17 protein-coding genes and 1 pseudogene are annotated in these 26,123 nt (G+C 63.8%); 11 read left to right on the plus strand and 7 right to left on the minus strand.

Annotated elements, in window-relative coordinates; genetic code table 11:
* Positions 1 to 334 precede the first annotated feature (334 nt).
* The 3 genes from EN861_RS16685 (at position 335) to gltX (ending at position 5,071) form a co-directional block, all read left to right on the plus strand.
* Positions 335 to 2,140 (plus strand): ABC transporter ATP-binding protein, encoded by a 1,806-nt coding sequence (locus EN861_RS16685; protein WP_135864420.1) that lies wholly within the window; start codon positions 335 to 337, stop codon positions 2,138 to 2,140.
* A gap of 245 nt (positions 2,141 to 2,385) precedes the next feature.
* Entirely contained in the window at positions 2,386 to 3,540 is a 1,155-nt protein-coding gene (locus tag EN861_RS16690; RefSeq protein WP_245512042.1) for a hypothetical protein, read from the plus strand.
* Between the two features lie 157 nt (positions 3,541 to 3,697).
* Entirely contained in the window at positions 3,698 to 5,071 is a 1,374-nt protein-coding gene (gene gltX / locus EN861_RS16695) for a glutamate--tRNA ligase (protein WP_135864425.1), read from the plus strand.
* Here gltX and EN861_RS16700 read toward each other — a convergent pair.
* The 4 genes from EN861_RS16700 to EN861_RS16715 all read right to left on the minus strand — a co-directional run bounded on the left by EN861_RS16700 (position 4,989) and on the right by EN861_RS16715 (position 10,453).
* Positions 4,989 to 6,191, minus strand: coding sequence for a DUF2865 domain-containing protein (locus EN861_RS16700; protein WP_135864427.1), 1,203 nt, complete (start codon positions 6,189 to 6,191; stop codon positions 4,989 to 4,991). The genes gltX and EN861_RS16700 overlap by 83 nt on opposite strands.
* A gap of 143 nt (positions 6,192 to 6,334) precedes the next feature.
* Entirely contained in the window at positions 6,335 to 7,012 is a 678-nt protein-coding gene (locus EN861_RS16705; protein ID WP_135864429.1) for an outer membrane protein, read from the minus strand.
* Between the two features lie 160 nt (positions 7,013 to 7,172).
* A complete protein-coding gene (locus tag EN861_RS16710) occupies positions 7,173 to 9,497 on the minus strand; it encodes an NADP-dependent malic enzyme (RefSeq protein ID WP_135864431.1) in 2,325 nt (774 codons plus the stop codon).
* Positions 9,498 to 9,673: 176 nt separating this feature from the next.
* On the minus strand, positions 9,674 to 10,453 hold the full coding sequence (locus tag EN861_RS16715) for an SDR family oxidoreductase (protein WP_027146364.1): 780 nt from the start codon (positions 10,451 to 10,453) through the stop codon (positions 9,674 to 9,676).
* 150 nt (positions 10,454 to 10,603) lie between these two features.
* Between EN861_RS16715 and EN861_RS16720 the strand changes: the two genes are divergently transcribed.
* Positions 10,604 to 11,386: a UDP-2,3-diacylglucosamine diphosphatase gene (locus tag EN861_RS16720; RefSeq protein WP_188393844.1), complete on the plus strand. Its 783-nt coding sequence runs from the start codon at positions 10,604 to 10,606 to the stop codon at positions 11,384 to 11,386.
* A 130-nt stretch (positions 11,387 to 11,516) separates the two neighbouring features.
* A complete protein-coding gene (locus tag EN861_RS16725) occupies positions 11,517 to 12,731 on the plus strand; it encodes an MFS transporter (RefSeq protein WP_135864433.1) in 1,215 nt (404 codons plus the stop codon).
* Here EN861_RS16725 and dgcA read toward each other — a convergent pair.
* Positions 12,702 to 13,685 carry an N-acetyl-D-Glu racemase DgcA gene (gene dgcA / locus EN861_RS16730; RefSeq protein ID WP_135864435.1) on the minus strand — a complete coding sequence of 328 codons (984 nt, stop codon included), beginning with the start codon at positions 13,683 to 13,685 and terminating at the stop codon, positions 12,702 to 12,704. The two genes, EN861_RS16725 and dgcA, sit on opposite strands and share 30 nt — an antisense overlap.
* A 77-nt stretch (positions 13,686 to 13,762) precedes the next feature.
* Here dgcA and EN861_RS16735 point away from each other — a divergent pair, with 77 nt between their 5' ends.
* The 4 genes from EN861_RS16735 to EN861_RS16750 all read left to right on the plus strand — a co-directional run bounded on the left by EN861_RS16735 (position 13,763) and on the right by EN861_RS16750 (position 17,840).
* Positions 13,763 to 14,950, plus strand: a complete 1,188-nt coding sequence (locus EN861_RS16735; protein WP_127872568.1) for an ABC transporter permease — start codon at positions 13,763 to 13,765, stop codon at positions 14,948 to 14,950.
* A 4-nt stretch (positions 14,951 to 14,954) separates the two neighbouring features.
* Positions 14,955 to 15,764, plus strand: a complete 810-nt coding sequence (locus EN861_RS16740) for an ABC transporter ATP-binding protein (protein WP_127872567.1) — start codon at positions 14,955 to 14,957, stop codon at positions 15,762 to 15,764.
* Positions 15,765 to 15,778: 14 nt separating this feature from the next.
* The gene (locus EN861_RS16745; RefSeq protein ID WP_127279083.1) at positions 15,779 to 17,152 is read left to right on the plus strand and encodes an MlaD family protein; all 1,374 of its coding nucleotides are present in this window, start codon (positions 15,779 to 15,781) and stop codon (positions 17,150 to 17,152) included.
* Between the two features lie 109 nt (positions 17,153 to 17,261).
* Positions 17,262 to 17,840, plus strand: a complete 579-nt coding sequence (locus EN861_RS16750) for an ABC-type transport auxiliary lipoprotein family protein (protein ID WP_245511798.1) — start codon at positions 17,262 to 17,264, stop codon at positions 17,838 to 17,840.
* Positions 17,841 to 17,872: 32 nt separating this feature from the next.
* Here the strand turns inward: EN861_RS16750 and EN861_RS16755 are convergent.
* Positions 17,873 to 18,487 (minus strand): annotated as a pseudogene (locus EN861_RS16755) (3'-5' exonuclease).
* 128 nt (positions 18,488 to 18,615) lie between these two features.
* Entirely contained in the window at positions 18,616 to 24,972 is a 6,357-nt protein-coding gene (locus EN861_RS16760) for a kinesin (protein ID WP_135864437.1), read from the minus strand.
* 275 nt (positions 24,973 to 25,247) lie between these two features.
* Between EN861_RS16760 and EN861_RS16765 the strand changes: the two genes are divergently transcribed.
* On the plus strand, positions 25,248 to 25,616 hold the full coding sequence (locus EN861_RS16765) for an Hpt domain-containing protein (RefSeq protein ID WP_127280424.1): 369 nt from the start codon (positions 25,248 to 25,250) through the stop codon (positions 25,614 to 25,616).
* A 144-nt stretch (positions 25,617 to 25,760) separates the two neighbouring features.
* Positions 25,761 to 26,081 (plus strand): 2Fe-2S iron-sulfur cluster-binding protein, encoded by a 321-nt coding sequence (locus EN861_RS16770; RefSeq protein ID WP_027144910.1) that lies wholly within the window; start codon positions 25,761 to 25,763, stop codon positions 26,079 to 26,081.
* The last annotated feature ends 42 nt before the right edge of the window (positions 26,082 to 26,123 follow it).

Below are 26,123 nucleotides of genomic sequence, written 5' to 3' on the forward strand. Positions count from 1 at the left end.
CCTCATCGGCTGGTCCAGCACTGCTTTTGGCCAGGCTTGCCTTGGCGAACGATCGAAGCGTCCCTATAACGACGTCTCCGCGATTCTCTTCAGGGAGGACCGAATGCCAGGATTTGACATCGTTATGCGAGGCCGCGAAGCCTAGGTCTGCGCCGGTGTTCCGAAATATCGGAACCATTCCGGACGCAGAAAAGGCATTTACCGCTGCCGGTCGCCGCCCATTGGGCGGGCGACCAACCATAGCCGAACCTCCGCATTCATGGGCAATTGCCCGGCGCGGTTTATCAATTTTCGACCTTACTGGGATCGGGCTCGTTTGCGCCCGAATGACATCATGGCTCGTTTTAAGATCGATTTGCGCGCCAGCGCCTTTCGCAGTGTTCTTGGGTTCACGCTCATCCATTGGCGGCGCCAGCCCTGGCGGCTTTCGCTGATCATGGGCGGTTTCCTGCTGTCGACGCTGGCCGACGTGCTGACACCGCTCTATTCCGGCCGGCTGGTCGATGCCGTCGCCAGCAGCGCCGGCGCGGACGCGATTGCCTGGAATGCCGCGATGACGGCATTCCTGATTCTGATGGCGCTGGCGCTCACCGGCGTCGTGCTGCGCAACCTTGCCTTCATGGCGATCGTCGAATTGACTCTGAAGATGATGGCCGACATCGCGGCGGACGCCTTCCATCGCGTCCAGCGCTTTTCCACCGACTGGCATGCCAACTCGTTTGCCGGCTCGACCGTGCGCAAGGTGACGCGCGGCATGTGGGCGCTCGACCTGCTCAACGACACCATCCTGATCGCGCTGCTGCCGTCCGTCGTCATGCTCCTCGGCTCGACGCTGCTGCTCGGCTGGTTCTGGCCGCTGATGGGCGCGGTGGTCGCGGCTGGCTCCGTGCTGTTCATCATGGTGACGGCGATGCTGTCGCTTGGCTATGTGGCGCCGGCGGCAAGGCTTGCCAACACGTGGGACACGCGCCTCGGTGGCTCGCTGGCCGACGCGGTGAGCTGCAACGCCGTGGTCAAGGGCTTCGGCGCCGAGGAGCGCGAGGAGCGCCGCCTCGCCAGGGTGGTTGCCAAATGGCGCGCCCGCACACGGCGCACCTGGGTGCGCGGCACCATTAACGGCACCACGCAAGGAGCGCTGCTGCTGGTCATGCGGGCCGCGGTGATCGGCCTGGCGCTGATGCTGTGGTCGTGGGGGCAGGCGAGCGCCGGCGATGTCGCCTTCGTGCTGACCTCGTTCTTCGTGCTGCAAGGCTATTTGCGCGATATCGGCACGCATATCCGCAATTTGCAGCGTTCGATCAACGACATGGAGGAACTGGTCGATTTCCAGTCCGAACCGCTCGGCATTGAAGATCGGCCCGGCGCCGGACCGATTGCCATCACGCAGGGCCACATCGCCTTCGACAACGTCACCTTTCACTACGGCAATCACCGGTCGCCGCTCTATCGCGACTTTTCGGTGGATATCGCGCCGGGTGAACGTGTCGGGCTCGTCGGTCACTCGGGCTCGGGCAAGACCACCTTCGTCAAGCTCATCCAGCGGCTCTATGACGTGAACGCGGGAAAGATCGTGATCGACGGCCAGGATATCTCGCAGGTCGCCCAGGCGTCGCTGCGCGGCCAGATCGCCATCGTCCAGCAGGAACCGATCCTGTTCCACCGTTCGCTGGCCGAAAACATCGCCTATAGCAGGCCAGGCGCCAGCCAAGAGGAGATCGAGCATGCCGCGAGACTGGCGAGCGCGCACGATTTCATCGCCAACCTGCCGAAAGGCTATGGCACGCTGGTCGGCGAGCGTGGCGTGAAACTGTCGGGCGGCGAGCGTCAGCGCGTGGCGATCGCCCGCGCTTTCCTGGCCGATGCGCGCATCCTGATCCTGGACGAGGCGACATCGAGCCTCGATTCGGAATCGGAGGTGCTGATCCAGCAGGCGATGGAACGGCTGATGGTCGGCCGCACGACGCTGGTCATCGCGCACCGGCTTTCGACGGTGAGGGCGCTCGACAGGCTGCTGGTGTTCGATCGCGGCAAGATCGTAGAGGAAGGCTCGCATGACGAGTTGATCCGCCTGAAGGGCGGCATCTACCGCCGCCTGTTCGAGCGCCAGGCGCTGGAACTGACCAAGGGCCTCATGGTCTGACCCGAGATGGCCTCCGGCTTAGGCTGGAGGCCATCTCCATCACGCGCTGCGAGACTTCCGAGCCCCTGTCACCCGGCTTATGCGGGCTGAGCAAATCCGCCTGTGAAGCCGTTTTTTCAGATATCGGGTTGCGATGTCTGTTTACGTTACCGACCGAGATTCGTTGCCTCTACTTTTGGTTGTTGTATGGTGCACAAGCAACCTAAACGGTCTTCGCAATGCATCTTGCTTCCGGAACTACTGGCGTGGAAAAGGTGGCTGCGCCATCGGTGCTGGAATCTCAGCATGGCTCGGTTCGGCCGCTCGCCGCCGAAGATCTCGAACGCGTCGCCGCACTCTTCCTGACGCAGTTTCGCCGGCGTCGCCGTCACCTCCTCGATCGCGCGATCGCGGAGACGGCCGAGTATATGAGAAAGATCTATCTTGACCCTGCCGGCCAGTCCGGTGAGAGCAGTGCCCTTGTCCAGATCAATCCGCAGGGCGATCTGGGTGGGTTCCTCGGCGTTCTGAAAACCCGTTACGAACTCAACGGAGCGGCATTGAATGCGGCGATCATCGGTCCGTTCATGGCCGACCCTGGCGCCGATCACGGCTCGGCCGGACCGCAATTGCTGCGCGCCTTGCATCAAGGCGAATTCGATCTGCAGCTGACGGATTCGGCCAACCGGGTATCCCTGGCCTTCGCGCGGCCGATGAAATACCAGCTCCTGCCGGTCCATTGTCTGGGATGGACCTATATCTTCCGGCCAGCCGCGATGGCGGCCGCCGCACTGCACCGCAAATGGCCCCGCCTGCCTCGCCTTGCACTCGAACCCTGCGCGAGGGCGTTCGATGCTCTCACGAAGCGAAGGTTCGAACCGCCCGTCCAGCCTTCATCGTCGCATCGGGTCCATGCCGAGCCGATCAACGCCGCGCAATTTGCCGAGCGGCTGCCAGCCCTCCTGTCGGATTACGCTCTTCGGCCGAGTTGGAGGGATGGCGAGCTGCCGCGGCTGCTCGCATTGGCGGCCGAGAAGCGGGCCGACGGCCCGCTTCATTTTGGCGGGACTTACGACGGGACCGGCAGAATGCTCGGCTGCTATGCCTTCTACGGTCAAGCCGGCGACATGGCGAACCTGTTGCAAATCCAGGCGTCCGGACCTCACTGGGGCGCGACGCTGGATGGCCTTGTCGCCGCAGCGCGGGATATGGGCCGCGTGGGCATCAGCGGGCAGACCCAGGGCAGGTTCATGTCCCACCTCTTCGGTTATAGGAATCTCATCTTCCGCTATGCCGGGGGGACGATGGTCCGCTCGCGAATCGCCGAGGTCACGGAGGCGGTCCGCTCCGGCGACATCGCTATCGGCGGCTTGATGGGCGACCGCTGGACCCGCCTCAGTTCCGACGACTTCGGCCGCTGATCGCCTTCGACTTATCTCTTCGGGGGCGCCGCCGGCCATGCGCGGCCTGAGGCGCGCCCCGGCCCGGTCTTTTCATTCCAGCCGCCATGTTCTATGTCTGCGGCAAGGTGCGGGGGCGCATCTTGTCAATCACAAAGGCATCCGGTACGCCCCGCTCATGACAGTTACCGTTCGTTTCGCCCCGTCACCGACCGGCCGCATCCATATCGGCAATGCGCGCACCGCTCTGTTCAACTGGTTGTTTGCCCTCAACAACAAGGGCCGTTTCATCCAGCGCTTCGACGACACCGACGTCGCCCGCTCGAAGCAGGAATTCGCCGACGCCATCCTTTACGACCTGCACTGGCTGGGCATTTTCCCGGATGCCACCGAGTATCAGTCGCGACGCTTCGAAATCTATGACGCGGCGGTCGAGCGGCTGAAGGCTGCGGGTGTCCTTTACGCCTGCTACGAAACGCCGGAAGAACTCGACCTCAGGCGCAAGGTGCGCCGCACGCGAGGCTTGCCGCCAGTCTATGGCCGCGAAGCACTGGCGTTGACGACGGAGCAGGTGGCCGAATATCAGGCCGACGGGCGCAGGCCCCACTGGCGCTTCCTGCTGCCCAATTTCTCCAGCGATCCGCTGCAGCCGGAGCGCACCGAGATCCACTGGGACGATCTGGTGCGTGGCGAGGAGACGGTGGATCTGGCTTCGCTGTCCGATCCGGTGCTGGTGCGCGAGGACGGCACCTATCTCTACACGCTGCCCTCCGTCGTCGACGATATCGAGATGGGCATCAGCCACGTCATCCGCGGCGACGATCATGTCACGAACACCGGCGTGCAGATCGCCCTGTTCAAGGCGCTGGGCGCCGAGCCGCCCGTTTTCGGCCACCACAATCTCCTGACCACCGTCTCGGGCGAGGGACTCTCGAAGCGCACCGGCGCGCTTTCCATCGAGAGCCTGCGCGAGGACGGCATCGAGCCGATGGCCGTCGCTTCGCTGGCCGTGCTGGTCGGCACATCGGAGAATGTCGCGGCCGCGCATGACCTGGCCGAACTCGCCGGCCATTTCGACCCGGCCGCGACCTCGAAATCGTCGTCCAAGTTCGACCCGGCCGAGCTGTTCGTGCTCAACCGGGTGCTGTTGCACCGTATGCCGTTCGCCGAGGCGCGGGACCGGTTGATGGTGCTGGGTATTTCCGGCGAACACGCCGAGCCGTTCTGGCTGGCGGTGCGCGGCAATCTCGACCGGCTGGCTGATGCGATTGCCTGGTGGCGTGTCCTGCGCGAAGGGCCGCAGGAGATGCCCGAATTTTCCGATGACGACCGCGATTTTCTCCACCAGGCACTCGATCTCCTGCCTGAGGAGCCGTGGAACGGGACGGTCTGGAAGGATTGGACCGGCAAGATCAGGGAAGCGACCGGCCGCAAGGGCAAGGCGCTGTTCATGCCGCTCAGGCTTGCCCTTACTGGACGGTCTTCGGGGCCGGAGCTTGCAGATCTATTGCCGCTGATGGGTCGGGAAGGAACGTTGGCCCGACGACCCTGACCTTACGCTGTTCCGGGGGCAGGGCCGAAACGGGCGATGTCACCGGCCTGGCCGAAAGACGTTTGATGGCTTCACGGTCGAGCCCGCCTTGCATGTTGGCCAGGGTCTCGGGGTCGGCACCCGGATCGGGCTTCGAGGGCGGTACCGGAACAGACGGCGCCGCGTCCGGTTCGGGCTGTGATTGTTGCTGGCTTGGCGAGTTGCCGCCAATGATCTGGAAATTCTGCGCGGCATTGCAGCCGCAAGCGGGTGGCCGCGACATGTTGGGCTGTTTGTAGAGATAGGCGGTCGGCAACTCGCCGTAGGGCCTGCCGGTGACCGATGACGTCATCGATGCCGAATCGTCGTCCATGCCGCGCGAATAGAAGACCTGCATCTCGGTACCGGGGCAGGCCGATTCGCAATTCTTCTGGTCGCGCTCGAAATCGCCGGCCGAGGCGGCGTTCGACATGGGGAAGAAATAGCCGTCGCAAGTGCGCACGCAACTGGTGTGGAATTCGCCGCCGCTGCCCGCAACGTCCGGAATGCCGGGCTGGTTCAGGACGCGGCTGACATCGCTTTCTTCGCCCGAATCGTCAGGCTGGTCCAAGGTATCGATCCGCCGGTTGTCGGCGCCGAAAAGCTGGTCGAAGAGGTTGGCATTGTCCCCATCTTCACGATTGGCTTCCTGCGGAGGCGCGCGACGGGGCCCCACCGCATCGTCACGGCAGTCATTGGCATCGAGCGCCGCCAGGATGCGGCCGCGGTCGCGGCGTGAGCCGCCGCCGGCGAGCTGGGCACGCTTGGCCTGTAGACTGTCGAGATTGGCGTTCATGCGCTCGATGGTGGCGTTCAGCCCGGCACACTGGTTGATGTTGCGTGAAAACAGCGAGAACCCGCAACCGGCGCTGCTCGCCTGACCGCGAGCCTTCGAGATCTGGTCGCGCTGCCTTTCGATCGCGGCGTCGTATTTCCGCACCAATGCCGGGCCTCCGCCACCGCCGCGTGAGGTCGCGGCGAGGTCAGCCTCCAGTTGACGGCAGACCCGCGAAGCGGCCTGCGGCTCGCTGACCGCCGCGCCGGACAGCAGGAGGCCGAGCAGCACGGCAGCATGCGCCTGCTTCAAACCTCCGCTTGCCATCCGCCTCGATCCCGCTTGCCAGTAATGGCCAAGGCTACGCCGTTCGCGGTTAATCGTCCATTTCGGAAGTCATCTTGTGTCGGCTGAAAAGCGGCGCGCATTCGATGGTGCCCGTCAGCCGCGGCAATGGGCATGGCCGGCCGTCAGAACTTGTAGTTCATCCCGATCCTGACGGTACTGAACGTATTGTCGAAGGTCGTATTGGAGTTGGGCGCGTAGTTGATCGTCTGGTCCCGCAGGTCGACATATCGATATTCGGCATTTGCCGACCAATGATCGGTGATTGCCTGCTCCAGCCCTGCGCCAATCGTCCAGCCAACGTTGGTGTTCTTTTCGGAATAGCTGTTGGCGGGTCCGTCGAGATATTGGTTTTCGACGCCTCCGAAAGCAAGGCCGCCAGTCCCGTAGACAAGGGTGCTGTCGAAAGCATAGCCCGCCCTGGCGCGGATCGTTCCGAACCAATCCACCTTGGTGTCGTAGACATCACCTCCGCCGACATTGATCTCGTCGGAATGTCCCTTGATATCGGCGCCCGAAATATCGGCCTCGATTCCAAGAACCGCGGAATTGACCTGGTAATTGTAGCCGATCTGGACACCGCCCAGAAAGCCGTCGGTGTCATAATCCTGCGTGCCCCGGATCGTTGGCGTGTTTGGCAGGTTGTAGGTCGCGTCTGTGCTGCCAAAACCATAGCCGAGATGCCCGCCGACATAGACGCCGGACCAGTCATGCACGGTCGGCTCCGACCCGATGGCGTCGGCGGCAAACGCCTCTGCGCCAGTCACAATCAGCATTGTCGAAGCGAGCAACAGGGCTCTCATGACATTCTCACGGCCTAGTCAGACGGCCTGACCATATCAAATTGATCCGTTCCGTGAAATCGGCATTCGTCCAGTGCGGGATTTCTCGGTTAAGAGTTGTGGGCTCGCAACACTTCATCCGCCCACGCGAGGCTGGATCAATCGGGTCGCGCGAGCCCGTTCAGTCCAGATTGGCGACGGCCTGCGCCTTGTGCGCGGCCTCGACCACGGCCAGCGCCGTCATGTTGACCACGCCGCGCGAGGTCACCGAGGGCGTCAATATGTGCGCTGGCTTGTCGGTGCCGAGAAGGATGGGGCCGACATGCAGGGCATCCATCATGGCGCGCAGCGCCGTCAGCGTGATGTTGGCCGAATCGAGGTTCGGGAACACCAGCAGGTTGGCTTCGCCCTTCAGACGTGAATGCGGATAGACGCGCTGGCGCAAATGTTCCGACAAGGCAGAATCGGCGTGCATTTCGCCATCGCACTGCAGTTCCGGCGCGATGCGCGCCAGAATGGCTGCGGCCTGACGCATCTTCAGAGCACTGGGCGAATCGCGCGAGCCGAAATCCGAATGCGACAGCAGCGCCGCCTTCGGCTCTATGCCGAAGCGCTGGATTTCCTCGGCCGCCAGCACGGTCATCTCGGCGATTTCGTCGGCCGTGGGGTCGACGGAGACGTGAGTGTCGGTGAGGAAGATGATGCCGCGCTGCGAGATCAGCATGGAAAGGGTCGACAGGTCCCGGTCCTTGATGCCGGTGCGCGGCCCAATGATCAGCGTCACATTGCGCAGATGCCGCTCGAAACGGCCTTCGAGGCCGCAGATCATGGCGTCGGCGTCGCCGCGCTTGAGCGCCAGCGCCGCGATCACCGTGTTGTCGGTGCGCACCATGGTGCGCGCGGCCTCCGTCGTCACGCCACGGCGGCCGGCGAGTTCGATCAGGAGGTCGACATAGTGGCGGTAGCGCGGATCGTCCTCCGGGTTGATCAGGCCGAAATCGACACCGGGCTTGATGCGCAGGCCGTAACGCTTCAGCCTGACCTCGATGACATGCGGGCGGCCGATCAGGATCGGCTCGGCTATGCCTTCCTCGAGCACAACCTGGGCGGCACGCAGGACACGCTCGTCCTCGCCGTCGGCGTAGATGACGCGCTTGGCGCTGGAAGCCTTGGCGGAGGAGAACACCGGCTTCATCACCAGGCCGGAACGGAAGACGAAGCGGTTGAGCTTGTCGATATAGGCGGCGAAGTCGGTGATCGGCCGCGTCGCGACACCGGTGTCGCAGGCTGCCTTGGCGACGGCCGGCGCGATGCGCAGGATGAGGCGCGGGTCGAAGGGCGAGGGAATCAGGAATTCGGGGCCAAAGATCGGCGTTTCGCCGGAGTAGGCGCGCGCGGCGACATCGGAAGGTTCCTCGCGGGCAAGGGCGGCGATTGCCCGCACCGCCGCCATCTTCATCTCCTCGTTGATGGCGCTGGCGCCGCAGTCGAGCGCACCCCTGAAGATGTAGGGGAAGCAAAGCACGTTGTTGACCTGATTGGGAAAATCGGAACGGCCTGTGCAGATCATGGCATCCGGACGCGCCGCGCGCGCCACTTCCGGCATGATCTCCGGATTGGGATTGGCCAGCGCCAGGATCAACGGCTTCGGCGCCATGTGCTGCAGCAGTTCCGGCTTCAACACGCCGGCGGCGGATAGCCCCAAGAACACATCGGCGCCCGGGAGGACGTCGGCCAGCGTGCGCGCCTCGGTTTCCTTCACATAAGGGTCTTTCCAGCGGTCCATCTCGTCGACACGGCCCTTGTAGGCGACGCCGAAACGGTCGGTGACCCAGATGTTCTCGACGCGCACGCCGAGCGAAACGAGCAGATTGAGGCAGGCAAGGGCGGCGGCACCTGCTCCGGAGGTGACGACCTTGATGTCCGAAATGGTCTTGCCGGCGAATTCCAGTCCATTGAGCACGGCGGCGGCGACAATGATGGCGGTGCCGTGCTGGTCGTCATGGAACACCGGTATGCTCATGCGAGCCTTCAGGCGTTCCTCGACCTCAAAACACTCCGGCGCCTTGATGTCCTCGAGGTTGATGCCGCCGAAGGTCGGCTCCAGTGCGGCGACGGTCTCGACCATGCGCTCGATTTCCGGCGCGTCGATCTCGATGTCAAAGACATCGATGCCGGCGAACTTCTTGAACAGGACCGCCTTGCCCTCCATCACCGGCTTGGAGGCAAGCGGCCCGATATTGCCGAGGCCGAGCACGGCCGAGCCGTTCGACACGACGCCGACCAGGTTGGCGCGCGCCGTGTAGTCGGCGGCAGTCGCCGGATTGTCGCGGATCTCGAGGCAAGGGGCGGCGACGCCAGGCGAATAGGCGAGCGCCAGGTCGCGCTGGTTGCCGAGCGGCTTGGTCGCCTGGATCTCGAGCTTTCCCGGCGTAGGATGCTTGTGGAAGTAGAGGGCGGCTTCGTCGAGGTCCGAACGTGCCGTTTTCTTGTTCTCGCCTTCCATGCGGCCGCTCCTCGAAACCTGCTTCGGGAGTCCTTTTAGCATGAGGCCAAGGTTTTTCGCGACGCTAATTGACGCGCCGGCGGCTTTAAATGCCGGCGCGTCAAAATCCATTATTTATCAGTTTGTTACGGATGTTTCATGCGAAATCAGGTTGCGCTGCTTCGCAGGCTCGCCGGTCAAAACGCGCTAACGTAGAGGCCTCCGTCGACGGGTATATTCTGTCCGGTCAGATAGCCGGCATGGACAGAGCACAGGAAGGCGCAGATCTGGCCGAATTCCTCCGGCGTGCCGAGCCGCTTGGCCGGTACGTCGGCGCTGATGCGGGTCTTGCGCGCCGCGGCCGCCTTGGGATCCTCCGGCGTGCCGGCCTCATGCGGGCCGCGCAGCCGGTCGGTGTCGAGCTTGCCCGGCAGCAGGCTGTTGATGGTCACGTTGCGCTCGATCACCGTGCGCGCCACGCCGGCAAGGAACGACGTCAGGCCGGCGCGCGCACCCGATGAGAGGTCAAGGCCGGGGATCGGGACGTAGACCGACAGCGAGGTGATGTTGACGATGCGCCCGAAGCCGCGCGCCGCCATGCCGTCGATGACCGCCTGCACCAGTTCGATCGGTGTCACCATGTTCTGGGTAACGCCTTCGAGGATTTTTCCACGATCGAGCTCGCGGAAATCGCGGAGCGGCGGCCCGCCATTGTTGTTGACGAGGATGTCGGGTTCCGGACAGGCGGCGAGCAACGCCTTTTGTACCTCCGGCTTCGAAACGTCGCCGACGACTTCCGTCACCGTCACGCCATGGCGTTGGCGCAGCTCCGCGGCGGTTTTGGCGACCAGCTCCGCATTGCGCCCATTGACGACGATGTCGCAGCCTGCCTCGGCCAGCGCCATGGCGCAGCCACGCCCGAGCCCCTTGCTCGAAGCGCAGACGATGGCCTTCTTTCCGCGGATACCAAGATCCATGACGATTTCTCCTTTGATTTGCCCGGCAGGCTAGCGCCAGCGCTGGACCAATCGCAACCGTCATACGGTTGTTGCATGAATCGGGGCATAGGCTGCTCGAAAGCAAGGGTGAATCCGATGTCAGGCCAAGGGCCCCGCACTTTCCGCAGCATGTTCATTTCCGATGTCCATTTGGGCTCGAAAGCGGCGAAGGCCGATTTCCTGATCGATTTCCTGCGCTACCACGATGCCGACATCATCTATCTGGTCGGCGATATCGTCGACGGCTGGCGCCTGAGGCGCAGCTGGCACTGGCCGCAAAGCCACAATGACGTCGTGCAGAAACTGCTGCGCAAGGCGCGCAAGGGCGCCTCGATCACCTATATCGCCGGCAATCACGACGAATTCGCCCGCCAGTTCCAGGGCGTGCATTTCGGCGGCATCGTCGTGGCCGACCGCGCCATCCACGAAACCGCCGATGGTCGGCGACTGCTGGTCATCCATGGCGACCAGTTCGATACCGTCGTCCACAACCAGCGTTGGCTCGCTTATCTCGGCGACCATGCCTATGACGCCGCCATGCAGGTCAACCGGGTGATCACGCGGTTGCGTCAGCTGCTCGGCCTGCCTTACTGGTCGTTTTCGTCCTGGGCCAAGGTCAAGGTCAAGAAGGCCGTGAACTTCATCGGCTCGTTCCAGACGGTGCTCAGCGAGGAAGCGCGACGCTCGCATGTCGACGGCGTCATCTGCGGGCACATCCACCATGCCGCCATCGAAAGCTATGGCGACGTGCAATACATCAACACCGGTGACTGGGTGGAGAGCTGCACCGCCGTGGTCGAGCATTTCGACGGCCGCATGGAGATCCTGACCTGGGCGCATGTGCTGCCTGAGGCGCCTGACGAGCCCTTCATCCCGATGCTGATCGAGGACAGGGTGGTGCAGGCCGCCTGAGGCGGAAGCCGGCCCTGTACTTTCTGGTGTTAATCGACTGGTCCAGCCGGTTTCGCCCGGTTTTTCCTCATGTTAAGGATCGGCTTGCGCTGCTCGCCGGTCGTTGAGCGCAGCGTCATTGGATCGATTCATGCCGCTGCCGCCGCTTTCGCCCGAACAACTCGTGAAGCCGAGCCGTTTTGAGCTGCGCATGAGCCTCATCTTCGGCACGTTGTTCATATCGCTTGGCACCCATTTGCCCTATTTCCCGCTTTGGCTGCAGGCCAAGGGGTTTCACGCCGAGCAGATCGCCGTCATCCTTGCGGCGCCCATGTTCCTGCGCGTGGTGACGACACCGCTGCTGACCACGCTTGCCGATCGTGCCAGGGACCGCGCCGATGTCTATGTCGTGCTCGTCGCGGCCTCGTTGCTGTTGTCCGCGGGGTATTTCCTGACGCCGACCTACGCGACGGTGCTGGCGGTGTCGTTGCTGCTGACCATTGTCTGGACCCCGCATTCGCCGATCGCCGATTCGCTGGCGCTTTCGGGCGTGCGCCGCTTCGGATCCAACTATGCGGGCATGCGCAAATGGGGATCGATCTGCTATCTCCTGGCCAACGTCGCGGGCGGCTTCATCCTGGCGGCTACTGGTCCCCGGGCCGTTCCGGTGATCATATTCCTTGCCCTTGGCGCGGCACTCGCCGCAGGCCTGATGGCGCCGCGCCTGGGGAAGCCGCGCAAGGCCTCGCCGCTGTCGGCGGCGGAAATCCAGCAGGCGGCGCCGGGCCTGTTCAATGCCTATTTCCTCTATTTCACGCTTGGTGTCGGCATCATCACCGCCAGCCACGCCTTCCTTTATGGCTTCGTCTCGATCTATTGGAAATCGATCGGCATCAGCGATTCCGTCGTCGGCCTGCTATGGGCATGGGGGGTGGTGTCCGAGGTCTGCATGTTCCTGTTTTTCAATCGAATATTCGCCTCCGTACCCGTCGTCCGGGTCATGCTCATTGCCGGCATCGGCTCGATCGTGCGTTGGATCGCCTTTCCGCTGGTGTGGCCGCTCGGCCTTGGCGTCGGCGGCTTTTTCGCAGTGCAGTCGCTGCATTCGGTGTCTGTCGCAATGGTGCTGATCGGCCTGCAGAAGATGATCGCCGAAACCGTCTCAGAAGAACGCACGGGCGCCGCGCAAGGCATCGCCTATTTCTTCAATGGCTTCTTCATGGCCGCCGTCACGCTTGCCTCCGGTCCGCTCTATGACCGTCTCGGCGTCGATGGCTTCCTGGCGATGATCCCGATCGCGATCATTGGCCTCGTGCTGATCGGGCTTGCGGCGCGCTCAGCCCCACAGCGCCCGGTCCGGGGGTGAGACGAGCGATCCCTGGTAGACGAGACCCGGCACACGATCCCGGGCAAGCAGCAGCGGGCCGTCGAGGTCGACGAAATCGGCTCCTTGCGCGAGCAGAACGGCCGGCGCCATTGCCAGCGAGGTGCCGACCATGCAGCCGACCATGACGCCGAAACCCAGCTCACGAGCGCGGTCGCGCAAGGTGAGCGCCGCCGTCAGCCCGCCGGACTTGTCGAGCTTGATGTTGACGGCATCGTAGAGCCCGACAAGCGCTTCGAGGTTCCCTGCTTCATGAATGCTCTCGTCTGCGCAGGTCGGCACTGGATGCGCGATGTGGCGCAGAATGCCGTCACGGCCCGCCGGCAGCGGCTGCTCGATCAGGGCGATGCCCTGTTCGGCGGCAAAGGCGAGGTTCGCGACGATATTGTCGTCGGTCCAGCCTTCATTGGCATCGAGGATCAACCGGCTCTCGGGCGCGGCCTGTCTCACCGCCCGGATGCGGGCGATGTCGTTGTCGCCGCCGATCTTGACCTTGAGCAGCGGCCGGCCGGCGTTGGCGCGGGCCTGCGCCGCCATCGCCTCGGGTTCTCCGAGCGACAGCGTGTAAGCGGTTTCGAGCCGATGCAACGGGTCCGGCCAGATTGCGTTCGCCACCGGATTGCCGCTGATCTTGGCTTCAAGATCCCAAAGGGCACAGTCTACAGCGTTGCGCGCCGCCCCGGCAGGCATTGCGTCGAGCAGGGCGATGCGGTCCATCCCGCCGGCGATCCGGTCACTCATCGCCTGGATCGCGTCATGGACACCAGCCATGGTCTCGCCATAGCGCCTGTAGGGAACGCATTCGCCACGCCCGCTATGGCCACCCTGGCTGATCGTGCAGGTGATGACCTCGGCCTCGGTCTTGGAGCCGCGCGAAATGGTGAAGGTCCCGGCGATCGGAAAACGCTCGGCCTCGACCGAAATGACACGCGCCATATTTTTCTGCTCCGGCTATGCGAGAAGGGTTGTCGGCAAATCGACAAGGTCGGACCCATCAGGCTAAACAGGACGCCATGTTGACCATCGGTAAACGCGACGCAAGCGGTACGACCGCCTCGGGGGCTGATCACGACCCGCGCGTGGCGGTCGGCGAGGAGGGTGGCGTCCTCGGCTGCGCGTTTTCCGGAGTCTGGACGACACGGACCGTGGCGCTGATCGACGCCGAGATGCGCAAGATCGAGAAGCGAAGCGGTTTCAAGACGTTGGCGCTCGATCTTTCGAAAATCGAGAAGATCGATACCGCCGGCGCCTGGCTGATCGACCGGCTGGTCAGCGTCTTCGAGAAGAAGAATGTCGAGGTCCGGCTGCAAGGCCAAAGTGACGTCGCTTCCATATTGCTCGAAGCAGTCGGCGAAGCCGTCCGGCGCGAGCCCGAATCCGGACCGGCGCGGCCGCCCAACATTGTCATTCGGGCGCTGGAGGCGGTTGGCCGGCGCGTCTACGAGATGCGCGACGATTTCCTCGCCTCGATGAACATATTGGGCGCCACCATCCGCGGCGCGCAGATGAAGCTCGGCCGCGGCCATGCGGTCAACCCGGCAGCGATCTTCAACCAGATCGATCGCATGGGCGTCGGCGCTATCCCCGTGGTGGTGCTGATGTCGGCGATCGTCGGGGCCATCGTCGCCCAGCAGGGCGCCTATCAGCTCAGTTATTTCGGCGCCGACATCTTCGTCGTCGATCTCGTCGGCGTGCTGATCCTGCGTGAACTCGGCGTGCTGATGACGGCAATCATGATCGCCGGCCGCTCCGGCAGCGCGATCACTGCCGAAATCGGCTCCATGAAGATGCGCGAGGAGGTTGATGCGCTGAAGGTCATCGGCCTCAATCCGATCGGCGTCCTGGTCTTTCCGCGGCTGGTTGCCCTGGTGATCGCCTTGCCCTGCCTGACGATCATCGCGAATTTTGCCGCACTTGGCGGCGGCATTGTCGCCGCCTGGCTTTACTCCGATATCCCGCCCGCTGCCTTCATCGACCGGTTGCGTGTCGCAATCGATCTCAGCACGATTTTCGCCGGCCTGATCAAGGCGCCGTTCATGGCCATGATCATCGGCACGATCGCCTCCGTCGAGGGCATGAAGGTTGGCGGCAGCGCCGAATCGCTCGGCCAGCACGTGACCGCTTCGGTGGTGAAGTCGATCTTCGTCGTCATCATCCTCGACGGGCTTTTCGCCATGTTCTACGCAGCGATCGAGTTCTGACAAGATGGCGAAGGGCAATGGGGTCGAGGTGAAGGACGAGGTCGACAGCGAAATCGTCCTTTCGGTGCACGACGTCACCGTTGCCATTGACGACAAACTGATCCTCGACAAGCTGTCGCTCGACATCACGCGCGGCGAAATACTGGGGTTCGTCGGGGCCTCGGGCGCCGGCAAGTCCGTGCTGTTGCGCACCATTCTTGGGTTGATGCCCAAGCAGTCGGGAACAATCAAACTGTTCGGCGTCGACGTCGACAAGGCAAGCGACATCGAGCGGTTGCGCATAGACATGCGTCTTGGCGTGTTGTTCCAGCATGGTGCGCTGTTTTCGGCGCTGACCGTGATGGAGAACGTGCAGGTGCCGATGCGCGAATATCTCGACCTGCCGAGGAAGCTGATGGACGAGCTGGCACTGCTCAAGATCGAGCTGGTCGGGCTGCCGCCGGATGCGGCGCAGAAGTTTCCCTCCGAACTCTCCGGCGGCATGATCAAGCGCGCCGCGCTTGCCAGGGCGCTGGCGCTCGACCCCGACATCGTCTTTCTCGACGAGCCGACGTCGGGCCTCGACCCGATCAGCGCGGCCGAGTTCGACGAACTCGTCGTCAAGCTGCGCGACACCATGGATCTGACCGTCTACATGGTGACCCACGACCTCGATACGCTGTTTACAGCCTGCGACCACGTGGCGGTGCTGGGCAAGAAAAAGGTCCTGGTCGAAGGCACTATCGACGACATGCTGAAGAGCGAGGAACCGTGGGTGAAATCCTATTTCCGCGGAAAACGCGCACGGCAACTTGATCTTGCCGCTCGTGCATAGCCATAAGTGAAGCAATGGAAACCAGAGCCAACTACGTCATTGTCGGCATTTTCACGCTGGTTGCGATCCTGGCGGCTTTCGGCTTCGTCTATTGGACGGCCGCGATCGGCGACAGGGGCGAGACGACGCTGCTGCGGGTGCGCATTCCGGGCTCGGCCTCTGGTCTCGGCCGCGGCAGCTTCGTGCTGTTCAACGGCGTCAAGGTTGGCGACGTCAAGCGTGTCTATATCGACGTCGACAATCCGACTGTCGCCATCGCCGACACCGAGATCGACCGGATGACGCCGATCACCAAGTCGACGCAGGCCGATATCGGCCTTGCCGGCCTTACCGGGCAGGCCAATATCGAGCTCAAGGGCGCCGACCCCAAGGAAGTGAAGCTGCTCGACCAGGCTGAAAAGGAGGGCAAGGTTGCCGAGATTATCGCCAATCCTTCGGCCGTGACCAATCTGCTGCAGACGGCGCAGAACATCTTTACCCGCGCCGACAAGGTGCTGACGGAGCTGGAGGGCTTCACCAAGGATGTCCGCGGGCCGCTGACGCAGACCGTGCAGAACGTACGGACGTTTTCCGATGCACTGGCCAGGAATTCCGACGGCATCGACAAGTTCTTGTCCGCCGTCAGCGCGCTGTCCGATGAGCTGAAAGGCGTTTCAGGCAAGCTCGACGGCACGTTGAAGGCAGCGGAGGGCCTGCTCAATGCCGTCGACAAAGACAAGATCAAGAGCATCGTTGCCAATGTCGACACGGTGACGGGGAACCTCAAGGAAACCTCGCGGCAGCTGGATGGCGTGATCAAGAACGTCGATACGGCTGTCGGATCGGTCAACGACTTCGCCAAGCAGACGCAAGGCACGCTGGCCAAGGTCGATGGCGTACTCGACGGCATCGACCCGGCGCAGGTGCGCCAAGCGCTCGCCAACATCCAGAAGGCCAGCGACAACGCCAACAAGGCGGCTGCCGATATCGCTGAGGTGACCGGCAAGATCGCCAATCGGGCCGACGACATCGACCAGACAATCAAGGACGCCAGGCAATTGGCGCAACGGCTCAACGACGCCTCGGTGCGGGTCGACGGCATCCTCGCCAAGGTCGACAAGCTGCTCGGCTCGGGTCAGGCCGACGGCGTGATGGCCGACGCAAGGGATACGCTGAAATCCTTCAAGCAGGTCGCCGATACGCTGAACGCCCGCCTTGGGGTCATCACCGACAATCTGGCGCGCTTCTCGGGCCAGGGGCTGCAGAATGTCGAGGCGCTGGTGCAGGACAGCCGCCGCTCGATCAACCGCATCGAGGAGGCGGTGACGGATCTCAGCCGCAATCCGCAGCGCATCCTTTCGGGTGGCGAGGGCGAGGTTCGTCAGTTCGACGGCAGGGCGCGGCGTTGACTTCGGCGCCGCCCCGCCGCAAGAACAGTGCTCGTGAATGCGGGTTTGATCTTACGATCGGGGACAGCGGGGATCACGCGTGGCGTTGAGTAGGCTTGGAACAGGCGGGTTGAAATCAGCTGCGCTGCTGGCTGTCCTGGCGGTTGCCGGTTGCGCGGCTCTCGGCGGCAAGCCGGCACCGCTCGACACGTTCGAACTGTCGGCGCCATCGGTCGACGCGCATGGCCATAGCCGCAAGCAAATCCTGATCGCCCAGCCTTCGGCGTTGAAGGCGCTGGACAGCCAGAACATCGTCATCAAACCCTCCGACCGCTCGATCCAGTATCTGAAGGGCGCGCAATGGGCCGACCGCCTGCCGCTGATCGTGCAGGCGCGGCTGGCCGAGACGTTCCAGCGCTCGGGCAGCTTTGCCGGCGTCGGCAAGCCGGGCGAGGGGCTGGCGATCGACTATCAGGTGATCGTCGAGGTCCGGTCCTTCGAGGTCCGCGTCAATGGCGGCGAACATGCCGAGGTCGACCTGTTCGTGCGCCTGCTCAACGACCGCAACGGCGAAGTGAAGGCTTCCAAGAACTTCACCGCATCCGCACCCGTATCAGGCAGCGGCAACCCGGCCTATGTCGGCGCGCTCGACGCGGCCTTCGGCGATGCGGCCAAGCAGATCGTCCGCTGGACCGATTCGGTGATCTGAGCGCCAGACGCGCAGGAGTTCCATCTTTCGGGCTACGGACGGTCGAAGACGTCCGGCCGCAGCTTTCCAGTCTTCATCAGGTGCTGCAGGGTGTAGGTGACGGACAGCGCATCGTCTAGCGCGTCATGCCCCTGCAATGGCGGGTGTTCGACGCCGTAATATTGCGCAAGCTTGTTGCTCGGTGTCCTTGCCAGGTCCTCGATCGGCATGCCGGCCGCGATCAGCAGTTTCACGGCGTTGTCGAACCGGGTGGCCGGGATGGGCGGCTTGATGCCCGCGACATAGCAACTGATGGCGATCATGTTCAGTTCGTCCTTGCCCCAGGACCAGAACCGAGCTCCATCGGAAAACCGATCGACGCCGGCAAGGGCTTCTTCCAGCCCGACGCCTTCGGCCTCGATGATTTCTTCGGTGATGCCGGTCAGCCCGGTGAAGAACGGATCGAGCGCGTATCTCTCGCCGAATCAGTCTTTCGGCGGGATGTAGGCCTTGTGCGTGCCCAGCACGGGGAAGTCGCCTTCGAGGCCGAGCCTTGCAGCCCCGATCTGGGCGATGACCGGATCCGGGTCATGGGCCGCGCACCAGTATCTGCGTTGTGAGCCCTCAAGGCAGAGAAACTCGCAGTCGAAGATGATTGCCGTCTTCACAAGTCAGTATCCGGTTCCGGAAAAGCGAGACCAAACCCGGATGCGTCTTCCAGGTGCGAGATCAGTCCCTTCAAGAAAAAAGGCGGGAGACAAATCCCCCGCCTTTTTCGTTTTGGCTTGGCGACCGCTTAGTGCAGGCGGCCGCTGGCATGGGCCAGCATGGTGTAGACCTTGCCGGTGTCCGACGTGAGATAGGTCTGCGCCATGATGTTGTCGCGGTCGTTGCGCGAGACATCCTTGAGCAGCTTCTCGAAATCGTCGCAATAGCGGTCGACGGCGGCGCGGAATTCGGCCTCCGCCTGGTACTTGCGGCGGATTTCGTCGAACGTCTGCTGGCCTTTCAGCGTGTAGAGCCTGCGCGTGAACACGTCACGCTCGCCACGACGGTAGCGGTTCCACAGCTCGATCGAGGCATCGTGATCGATGGCCCGCGCGATATCGACGGACAGCGAGTTCAGCGATTCCACGACATGCAGCGGGGAACGCTGGGCAGGGGCCGGGCGCGGTGCTTCCGCGGGCGCTTGGGGGGCCGCCGGCCTGAGGTCGGCATCGTTCGACGCGGCGGTCAGCAGATCACGCACCCAGCCGCCTTGCGGCGCGCGGGCACCGGCGTCAGCGGCACGCTGGCGTGGTGCTGCCTCCGCCGGACGCTCCAGATCGAGCGTGCCGCGCAGTCCCGCGCCGCCCAGCGGTGCCTGCGGCGGGCGCAGATCCGCCTGCTGCGGTGCCGGAGCGCGACGGGGCGGCTCGGTGGCGCGTGCCGCCGGTGCCTGCGGCGCCGGACGCAAGGGACGCGGTTCCGAGGAGTCGCCGCCACGACCGGATTTCGCAACGATATCCGAAAGTTCCTTCAAGGCGTTGATCTGCTCGGAAACGGCGCGGCGGATGGCCGAGGTCGATTCCTTGGCCTCTTCCGGCATCTCGATGACGCCTTTCTTGAGCTCGGCGCGGGTGAGGTCGAGCTCGCTCTTGATCGAGCCCGCCGTGCGCCGCATCTCCTCGGTGGCATCGGCGAAGCGCTTGGTTGCCGACTCGACGACCTCGGTGATGGCGTTGCGGATCTTGTCGGCCGATTCCAGCGTCTTGCCTTCGGCGTTCTGCAGCGTCTGGCCGACGAGGTTTTCGAAAGAACGCATGACCCTTTCGAGATCTTCCGACTTCTTGACCAGGCCAACGGCGAGATCCTCGAGCGACGACTGTCTTTCCAGCGTGTGTTCGAGGTTGCTCTGGGCCGAGCTCAGGAGGTCCGAGGCGCCGGCGAGCAGGCGGCTGTGTTCGTCGAACTTGGTGGCGATCGAGGCGACCTCACGCAAGGTCGACGACGACAGTTCCGTCAGCCTTGTCGTGTTCGAATCGACCAGACGCGCCGAGCTGGCAAAGGTCTGCGCCGCCTTTTCGGTGGTTGCCGCGAAGCTTTGCGTGCTGCCGGTCAGACGTTGGTCGACCTCGCCGAGGTTGACCGCGGCCTGCTCGATCAACTGACCGAGCTGCGAGCTGGACTTGGTCATCCGGCCGATGAGATCGGCGACGCTGTCGGACAGCGACGAACGGGCGCCTTCGACCGCCGACAAGGTTTCGGCGGTGCGGCTGGCCAGCGCGTTGACCAGCGTCGCATTCTCGCTGCGCAGCTTCTCGGCCGCGCGTTCGGTGACCTCTTCCATGCTCTTCTGCAGGTCCGAGCCGCCCTGGGCGAAGCGCTCGACCAAAGGCCGCGCGGTTTCGTCGAGGATCTTCGACATCTCGGCGGACCGCGCCGCGAGCATGGTGTTGAGCTCGCGGGTGTTGGCGCCGATCGTCTTGGCGGCATCGTTGGTGCTCTGGCCGATATGCTGGCCGACCGCGGTGAAGGTCTCCGCGATCACATTGGCACGCGTTACGAGTTGCGCCTCGGCGGTCGATATCTGCTCGTTGAGCTTCTGGCCCATCGTCTCGGCCGTGTAGGCGAGCCGGTTTTCGACGCCGGCGATCTGCTCTTCGACACGGGCGGCCGCGGCCGCCGCGCTCGATGCAAGACGCTCGTCGGCGCCGGCAAGCGCCTGCTCGATTTCGCGCGCATGCACGGCCAGTTCCTGACCGGTCTGGCGGGCACGATCGGCGACCCTCTGCTCGGTGCTGGCGAAGGCGCCGACAATGGTCTGCGCATGCTCGCCGATCGTCGAGGTGCTGTCGGCGATGCGCGAAACCAGGCGCTGGTCGGCGTCGTCGAAGATGCGGGCGATTTCGGACGCCCGGCTGGACAGCGCATCCGAACCCTCGGCGATGCGCGAGACCAAATGCTGGTCGGCGGCGTCGAAAATGCGGCCAAGGTCCGACGCGCGGGCGGCGAGCGCCTCGGCGGATTCGCCGATGCGCATGCCGAGCCGCTGGTCGGCGCTTTCGAAGTTGCGCAGGATGTCGCCGGCGCGGGCGGCCAGCGATTGCGCCGTTTCCACGGCCCGGGCGACGAGCTTCTGGTCGGCCGCGTCGAATGTGCCGGCAATCTCGCTTGCGCGGGCGGCCAGCTGATCCGCAGTCTCCTGGGCACGGGCGGCGAGCTTTTGGTCCGTCATGTCGAAGGTGCCGGCGATCTCGCCAGCGCGAGCGGCGAGCTGATCGGCGGTTTCATGGGCGCGGGCCAGCAGCGAGCTGGACGTGTCGTCGGCGCGGGCGAGCAAGGCGTTCGACGTATCTTCCGCGCGGGCGTGGAGGCGACGATCGGCCTCCTCGAAGGTGCGGGCAATGTCTTCGGCCCGTGCCAGCAGGGCGGCGGACGTCTGTTCGGCGCGCTCGGCGATCTTGCGATCGGCGTCGCTGAAGGCCGCACCGGCCTGCTCGTGCAGCGTGCTGGTGACTTCCAGGACCTTTTCGCGCAAGGCGCCGGCGACGAAGACCGCGCTCTTCTCGAGGACGCTGCGGACGTTGTCGACACCAGTCGACAGGGCGCGCTCCATGGTGCCGGCGCGTTCCTCGATGATGCCGGTCTGGCGGCTGAACGCCTGCTCGATCTTGTCGACATCGGCGGCGATGGCGGCGGAAATGTCCGTGCTCCGGGCCGCAATCTGGTCGATATGGCCGGACAGCGAGCGATCGACGTCCTTGCGGGTCTCGGCGAGCTTGCCGAGATCATCTTCCAGCGCCCGGCTGAGCATATTGCGGCCTTCGGACAACTTGCCGACATGCCCGGCGATGATGTCGTCGATATCGCCGCGGCTTTCGGTCAGCCTCTGCAGGTCGGCTTCGAGAGCGCGCTTGAGAATGTCGCGGCCCTCGGCGAGCTTCTCGACCTGGCCGGCCACCAAGCCGTCGATGCTGGAGCGGCTCTCGGCCAGCTTGGCGAGATCGGCCTCCAGCGCACGCTTGAGGACATCACGGCCTTCGGCGAGCTTCTCGACCTGACCGGCGACCAGCCCGTCGATGCTGGAGCGGCTCTCGGCTAGCTTGGCAAGATCGTCTTCGAGCGCCTTCGACAAGGTCGAACGCTCCTGGACAAGCCGTTCCGCGTGATTGTTGACGTGGCCGCTAACGGTCAGCAGGTCCGCCTCGAGCGCTCTCGACAAGGTCGAACGATCCTGGGCGAGCCGCTCGGTGTGGCTGTTGACGTGGCTGCCGACAGTTTCGAGGTCGGCCTCAAGCGCCTTCGACAGTGTCGAACGCTCCTGGGCAAGTCGGTCCGAGTGGCTGTTGACAAGGCTGTTGACGGTTTCGAGATCGGCCTCCAGCGCGCGGGCGAACTGGGCGCGGTCGTCGACCAGTTTCTGGGACTGGTCGGTAACGGTGTTCCTGACCGTGTTGAGGTCGGCCTCCAATGCGCGGCGCAGGATGTCGCGACCTTCGGCGAGCTTCTCGACCTGGCCGGCGACCAGCCCGTCGATGCTGGAGCGGCTTTCGGCCAGTTTCGCGAGATCGTCCTCCAGCGCTTTCGACAAGGTCGAGCGATCCTGAACCAGCCTGTTCATGTGGTCGGCGATGACGCTGTTCACGTTCTGCAGATCGGCTTCCAGAACGCGCGAGAGCTGCCCGCGATCCTCGGCAAGTTTGTCCGACTGGCTCGATATGACGTTCTTGATGGTGTTGAGGTCGGATTCCAGCGCACGCTTGAGAATGTCGCGGCCTTCAGCGAGCTTCTCGACCTGGCCGGCGACCAGCCCGTCGATGCTGGCGCGGCTTTCGGCCAGCTTGGCGAGGTCGGCTTCAAGCGTCTGCGACAGCAGCCCGCGGTCTTCCGCCAGGCGTCCCGAATGGCTGTCGATCAGGCCGCGTATGCCCGACAAGTCGCTTTCGAGCGAACGGCCGAGCTGCGTGCGGTCTTCGGCCAGTTTCGCCGAATGCGCCTCGATCAGGTTCTTGATACCGGCAATGTCGTTTTCCAGCGCCTTGGCGAGCACCGCGCGGCCCTCGGCGATTTTCTCGACCTGGCCGGCGACAAGGCCGTCTATGTCGGCGCGGCTGTCGGACAATTTGCCGAGATCAGCTTCCAAAGCGCGCGACAGGATGTTGCGGCCTTCAGCCAGTTTTCCGACATGTCCGGCGACCATTTCATCAATGATCGTACGAGCTTGCACCAATTTACCAGAGTCTTCGTTGAGGGCCAGAGAGAGCCGGTTGCGGCCTTCTTCCAGCCTTTCGAGGTGGCTGCCGAGCGACGCATCGATGGCGGCGCGCGATTCGTTGACCTTGCGCAGGTCTTCTTCGAGCGCACGCGCTATCAGGCTGCGGCCTTCGGCCAGCTTCTGCACCTGGTTGGTCACCGCGGCATCGATGCCGGCGCGGCCCTCGGCGAATTTCGCCAGGTCCGCCTGCATGGCTTCCGCCATGCGCTCGCGGCTCTCGGAAAGCTTGCGGCTGTGGTTTTCGACGGCTTCCTCGATACCGACGCGGGCGTCGGCAAGTCTCTGGATGTCGGCGTCGAAGGAGCGCGACACGACGTGGCGGGCTGCCTCCATGCGGCCGGCGAAATCGCTGGCGCGCGCTTCGAGCATGGACGAGGTCGAGGTGACGATGTCGGCCATGTCGGCGCCGATCTGGGTCTTGCCCTGATCGATCATGGCCGACAGCGTGTCCTTGCTCTCGGCGAAGGTGTGAGCGATTTCACGGGCACGCTCGACCAGCGTTTCGTTGATCTGGCGGGCGCGGGCTTCCAGCGCTGCATTGAGCTTCTGCGTGCCGGTATCCAGCGCTTCGGCGCGGGTCTGGAATTCGCTGATCAGCGCCTGGCCGCGTTCGGCCAAGGTGCGCTCGATGCCGTTGAGGCTGGCTTCGAACTCGGAATTGAGGGTGCGCGCGGCGCCGCCGAGCAGCGACACCATGCCGGTGGTGCGGTCGTCGAGCAGGTCGGTCAACGAGCGGGTCAAGCCGTCCGTGGTGTCCGTCAGCTTGGCGATGCGGGTATCGAGCAGGCTGGCGAACGCCTCGCCGGAGGTCGAAAGCCGGTCGGTGATGTTGTCGAGCCGGCCTTCGACCGAGTCGAAGATCGACATCGAGCTTTCATTGATGCGGTCGATCAGCGTGTCGCCGGAATTGGTGATCGTCATCGACAGCTTGGTCGACGCATTGAGGATGCTGTCGCGGATGATGTCGCTTGCCGCGCCGATTTCATCGCGCAAGGTCTCGTGCGCGCCGGAGATCGAGGCGCGGACACGTTCGGCATGGGAAACCACGGCTTCGCGTTCACTGCCCAGCCCATCGACCAGCGACCGAATCCGGGTTTCGTTTTCCGAATAGGAGCGTTCGATCTGGTTGACCTCGCTGTGGACCAGCGTTTCCAGCTCCACGGCACGGGCAAGCGTGCGTTCGATGCCCTCGCCCATGGCGGCCACCTCGCGGCGGACGGCCTGGCCGATCATCATGACGCGATCCTGGGCCATGTTTTCCGGCTCGGTCAGGCGGAAGGCCACTTCCGTCATCGATTGCGCGGCGATGCGCATGTCCTGGGCGCGGCGGATCATCGCCGCGAAGGCCCAGAACAGGATGACGGGCACGATTGCCGCGACCGCGAGGCCGATCAGTTCGGGGCGGGCGAAAAACTGGTCCAGCGTGCGTATCCGCCAGATGCCCGGTCCAAAAAGCAGGTTGGCCAGTCCGCCGGCGCCCGCTATCCAGGCGAGCGAGACAAAGGCGATGACCCAGTAGATGGTGTTGGAGGCGCGCCTGTTCAGGCTGTGCAGAAGGGTCTTGTAATCTTTCTGGCGATCGTCGTTGGCTGGCGCGAAACCAGCGGGCTGGCCACCATTGCGCGTCTCCACCGGGCGAAGTTCGGCCGGCTTGGCCTTCGGCGCGGGCTTCGCGGCCTGAGCCTGATTGACGACGGGCGCCGGCTGCTGATTGCGTCCCTCGCGTGCCAACTCGTCGGCGGCCTGCGATATCTGCGCTTCCAGATCTTCCATCGAAGCCGCGATATCGAGGTCGCCGCTGTCGGTATCGCTGCTCAGGTCGAGATCGAGCGCTTTTTCGAGTTCCCTGGCTACGTCGCTGTCGAGAGTTCTGGTCGTTGTTGGTTTCTTCGCCATGCCTTCGCTACCCTGTACTAGCTGCCGCGGGGGCTTATTAATTCTGGTTATCTTACCCCCGCGCAGGAGGCTGAAAATGGACCCTCGTATCGTAATGACACAGGGGGGTAAAGAAAACATGCATTCCGCGGGATACGTAAAACTTTAAATATAAGGTTAACGGAACCGTGATTTGGGCGCCGTTTTCGCAACATTTTTCCCGGCCATTCATTAACCCGTTGTCCACTGGAATCGCCTAGTTTTTCAGGCGGCCGAAGAAAATGGAGTTCGAGTTCATGCGTGGCGAAAGCGGCATTGCCTTCTCAATGCCCGGGGGCGACGTATCGGGAACGAGGCAGTCCCGGCCGGTCGATTTGGCACACCTTGCCCGGCAAACGATGGGCGACCGCGCCCTTGAGCAGGAGGTGCTGGCGCTGTTTGTACAGCAGGCATTGGCGGTGCGCGACAAAATAGTCGATGCCGACATCAAGGACCGGCTGCTGCTGGCCCATGGTTTGAAAGGATCGGCCCGCGGCGTAGGCGCCTTCGCCATCGCCGATTGCGCCACCGATATCGAGCGCCGTCCGGAGGACGTCCAGACCCTCAAGCGGCTCGGCCGGCTGATCGACGAAATGCGCGACTTCATCGCCGCCATCAATCGCTGATTCCGGTTTGCGACAAAAACGTCACGGAGCGCCGCTTTCGCGCGGCAGTTGACTTGTTTGCAGGAGTGATTATCTCGGGCGAAACTCTCTTTCGTCCCAGGCGAAAGGCTCTTCGTCCCGGGCGAAACTCCCTTCAGGTGACAAATGACCAAACTGACCTTCATCGCCCATGACGGCACACATTTCGACGTGGATGCCGAAAACGGCTCGACGGTCATGGAAAACGCCATTCGCAACGCCGTTCCGGGCATCGAAGCGGAGTGCGGTGGCGCCTGCGCCTGCGCGACCTGCCATGTCTATGTCGACGAGGCCTGGACGGCCGAAGTCGGCGAGCCCGAGGCGATGGAAGAAGACATGCTGGACTTCGCCTATGAGGTCCAGCCGAACTCGCGCCTGTCTTGCCAGATCAAGGTGCGCGACGCACTCGACGGTCTGATCGTGCGGGTGCCAGAACGTCAGGGCTGAAAGCCTGCATCGGCGATTTTTGCCGCTGACGCTTGGCAGCGG

This window comes from Mesorhizobium sp. M8A.F.Ca.ET.218.01.1.1 (assembly GCF_004791165.1).
In the GTDB taxonomy this organism is placed as follows: Bacteria; Pseudomonadota; Alphaproteobacteria; order Rhizobiales; family Rhizobiaceae; genus Mesorhizobium.

Excerpts from the sequence above, each read along its gene's own strand:
- EN861_RS16700 (WP_135864427.1), bottom strand. The coding sequence starts at position 6,191 with ATGGCAAGCGGAGGTTTGAAGCAGGCGCATGCTGCCGTGCTGCTCGGC.
- EN861_RS16685 (WP_135864420.1), top strand. The coding sequence starts at position 335 with ATGGCTCGTTTTAAGATCGATTTGCGCGCCAGCGCCTTTCGCAGTGTT.
- dgcA (WP_135864435.1), bottom strand. The coding sequence starts at position 13,685 with ATGGCGCGTGTCATTTCGGTCGAGGCCGAGCGTTTTCCGATCGCCGGG.
- EN861_RS16725 (WP_135864433.1), top strand. The coding sequence starts at position 11,517 with ATGCCGCTGCCGCCGCTTTCGCCCGAACAACTCGTGAAGCCGAGCCGT.
- EN861_RS16735 (WP_127872568.1), top strand. The coding sequence starts at position 13,763 with ATGTTGACCATCGGTAAACGCGACGCAAGCGGTACGACCGCCTCGGGG.
- EN861_RS16720 (WP_188393844.1), top strand. The coding sequence starts at position 10,604 with ATGTTCATTTCCGATGTCCATTTGGGCTCGAAAGCGGCGAAGGCCGAT.
- EN861_RS16705 (WP_135864429.1), bottom strand. The coding sequence starts at position 7,012 with ATGAGAGCCCTGTTGCTCGCTTCGACAATGCTGATTGTGACTGGCGCA.
- EN861_RS16715 (WP_027146364.1), bottom strand. The coding sequence starts at position 10,453 with ATGGATCTTGGTATCCGCGGAAAGAAGGCCATCGTCTGCGCTTCGAGC.
- EN861_RS16740 (WP_127872567.1), top strand. The coding sequence starts at position 14,955 with ATGGCGAAGGGCAATGGGGTCGAGGTGAAGGACGAGGTCGACAGCGAA.
- gltX (WP_135864425.1), top strand. The coding sequence starts at position 3,698 with ATGACAGTTACCGTTCGTTTCGCCCCGTCACCGACCGGCCGCATCCAT.
- EN861_RS16710 (WP_135864431.1), bottom strand. The coding sequence starts at position 9,497 with ATGGAAGGCGAGAACAAGAAAACGGCACGTTCGGACCTCGACGAAGCC.
- EN861_RS16770 (WP_027144910.1), top strand. The coding sequence starts at position 25,761 with ATGACCAAACTGACCTTCATCGCCCATGACGGCACACATTTCGACGTG.
- EN861_RS16765 (WP_127280424.1), top strand. The coding sequence starts at position 25,248 with ATGCGTGGCGAAAGCGGCATTGCCTTCTCAATGCCCGGGGGCGACGTA.
- EN861_RS16745 (WP_127279083.1), top strand. The coding sequence starts at position 15,779 with ATGGAAACCAGAGCCAACTACGTCATTGTCGGCATTTTCACGCTGGTT.
- EN861_RS16760 (WP_135864437.1), bottom strand. The coding sequence starts at position 24,972 with ATGGCGAAGAAACCAACAACGACCAGAACTCTCGACAGCGACGTAGCC.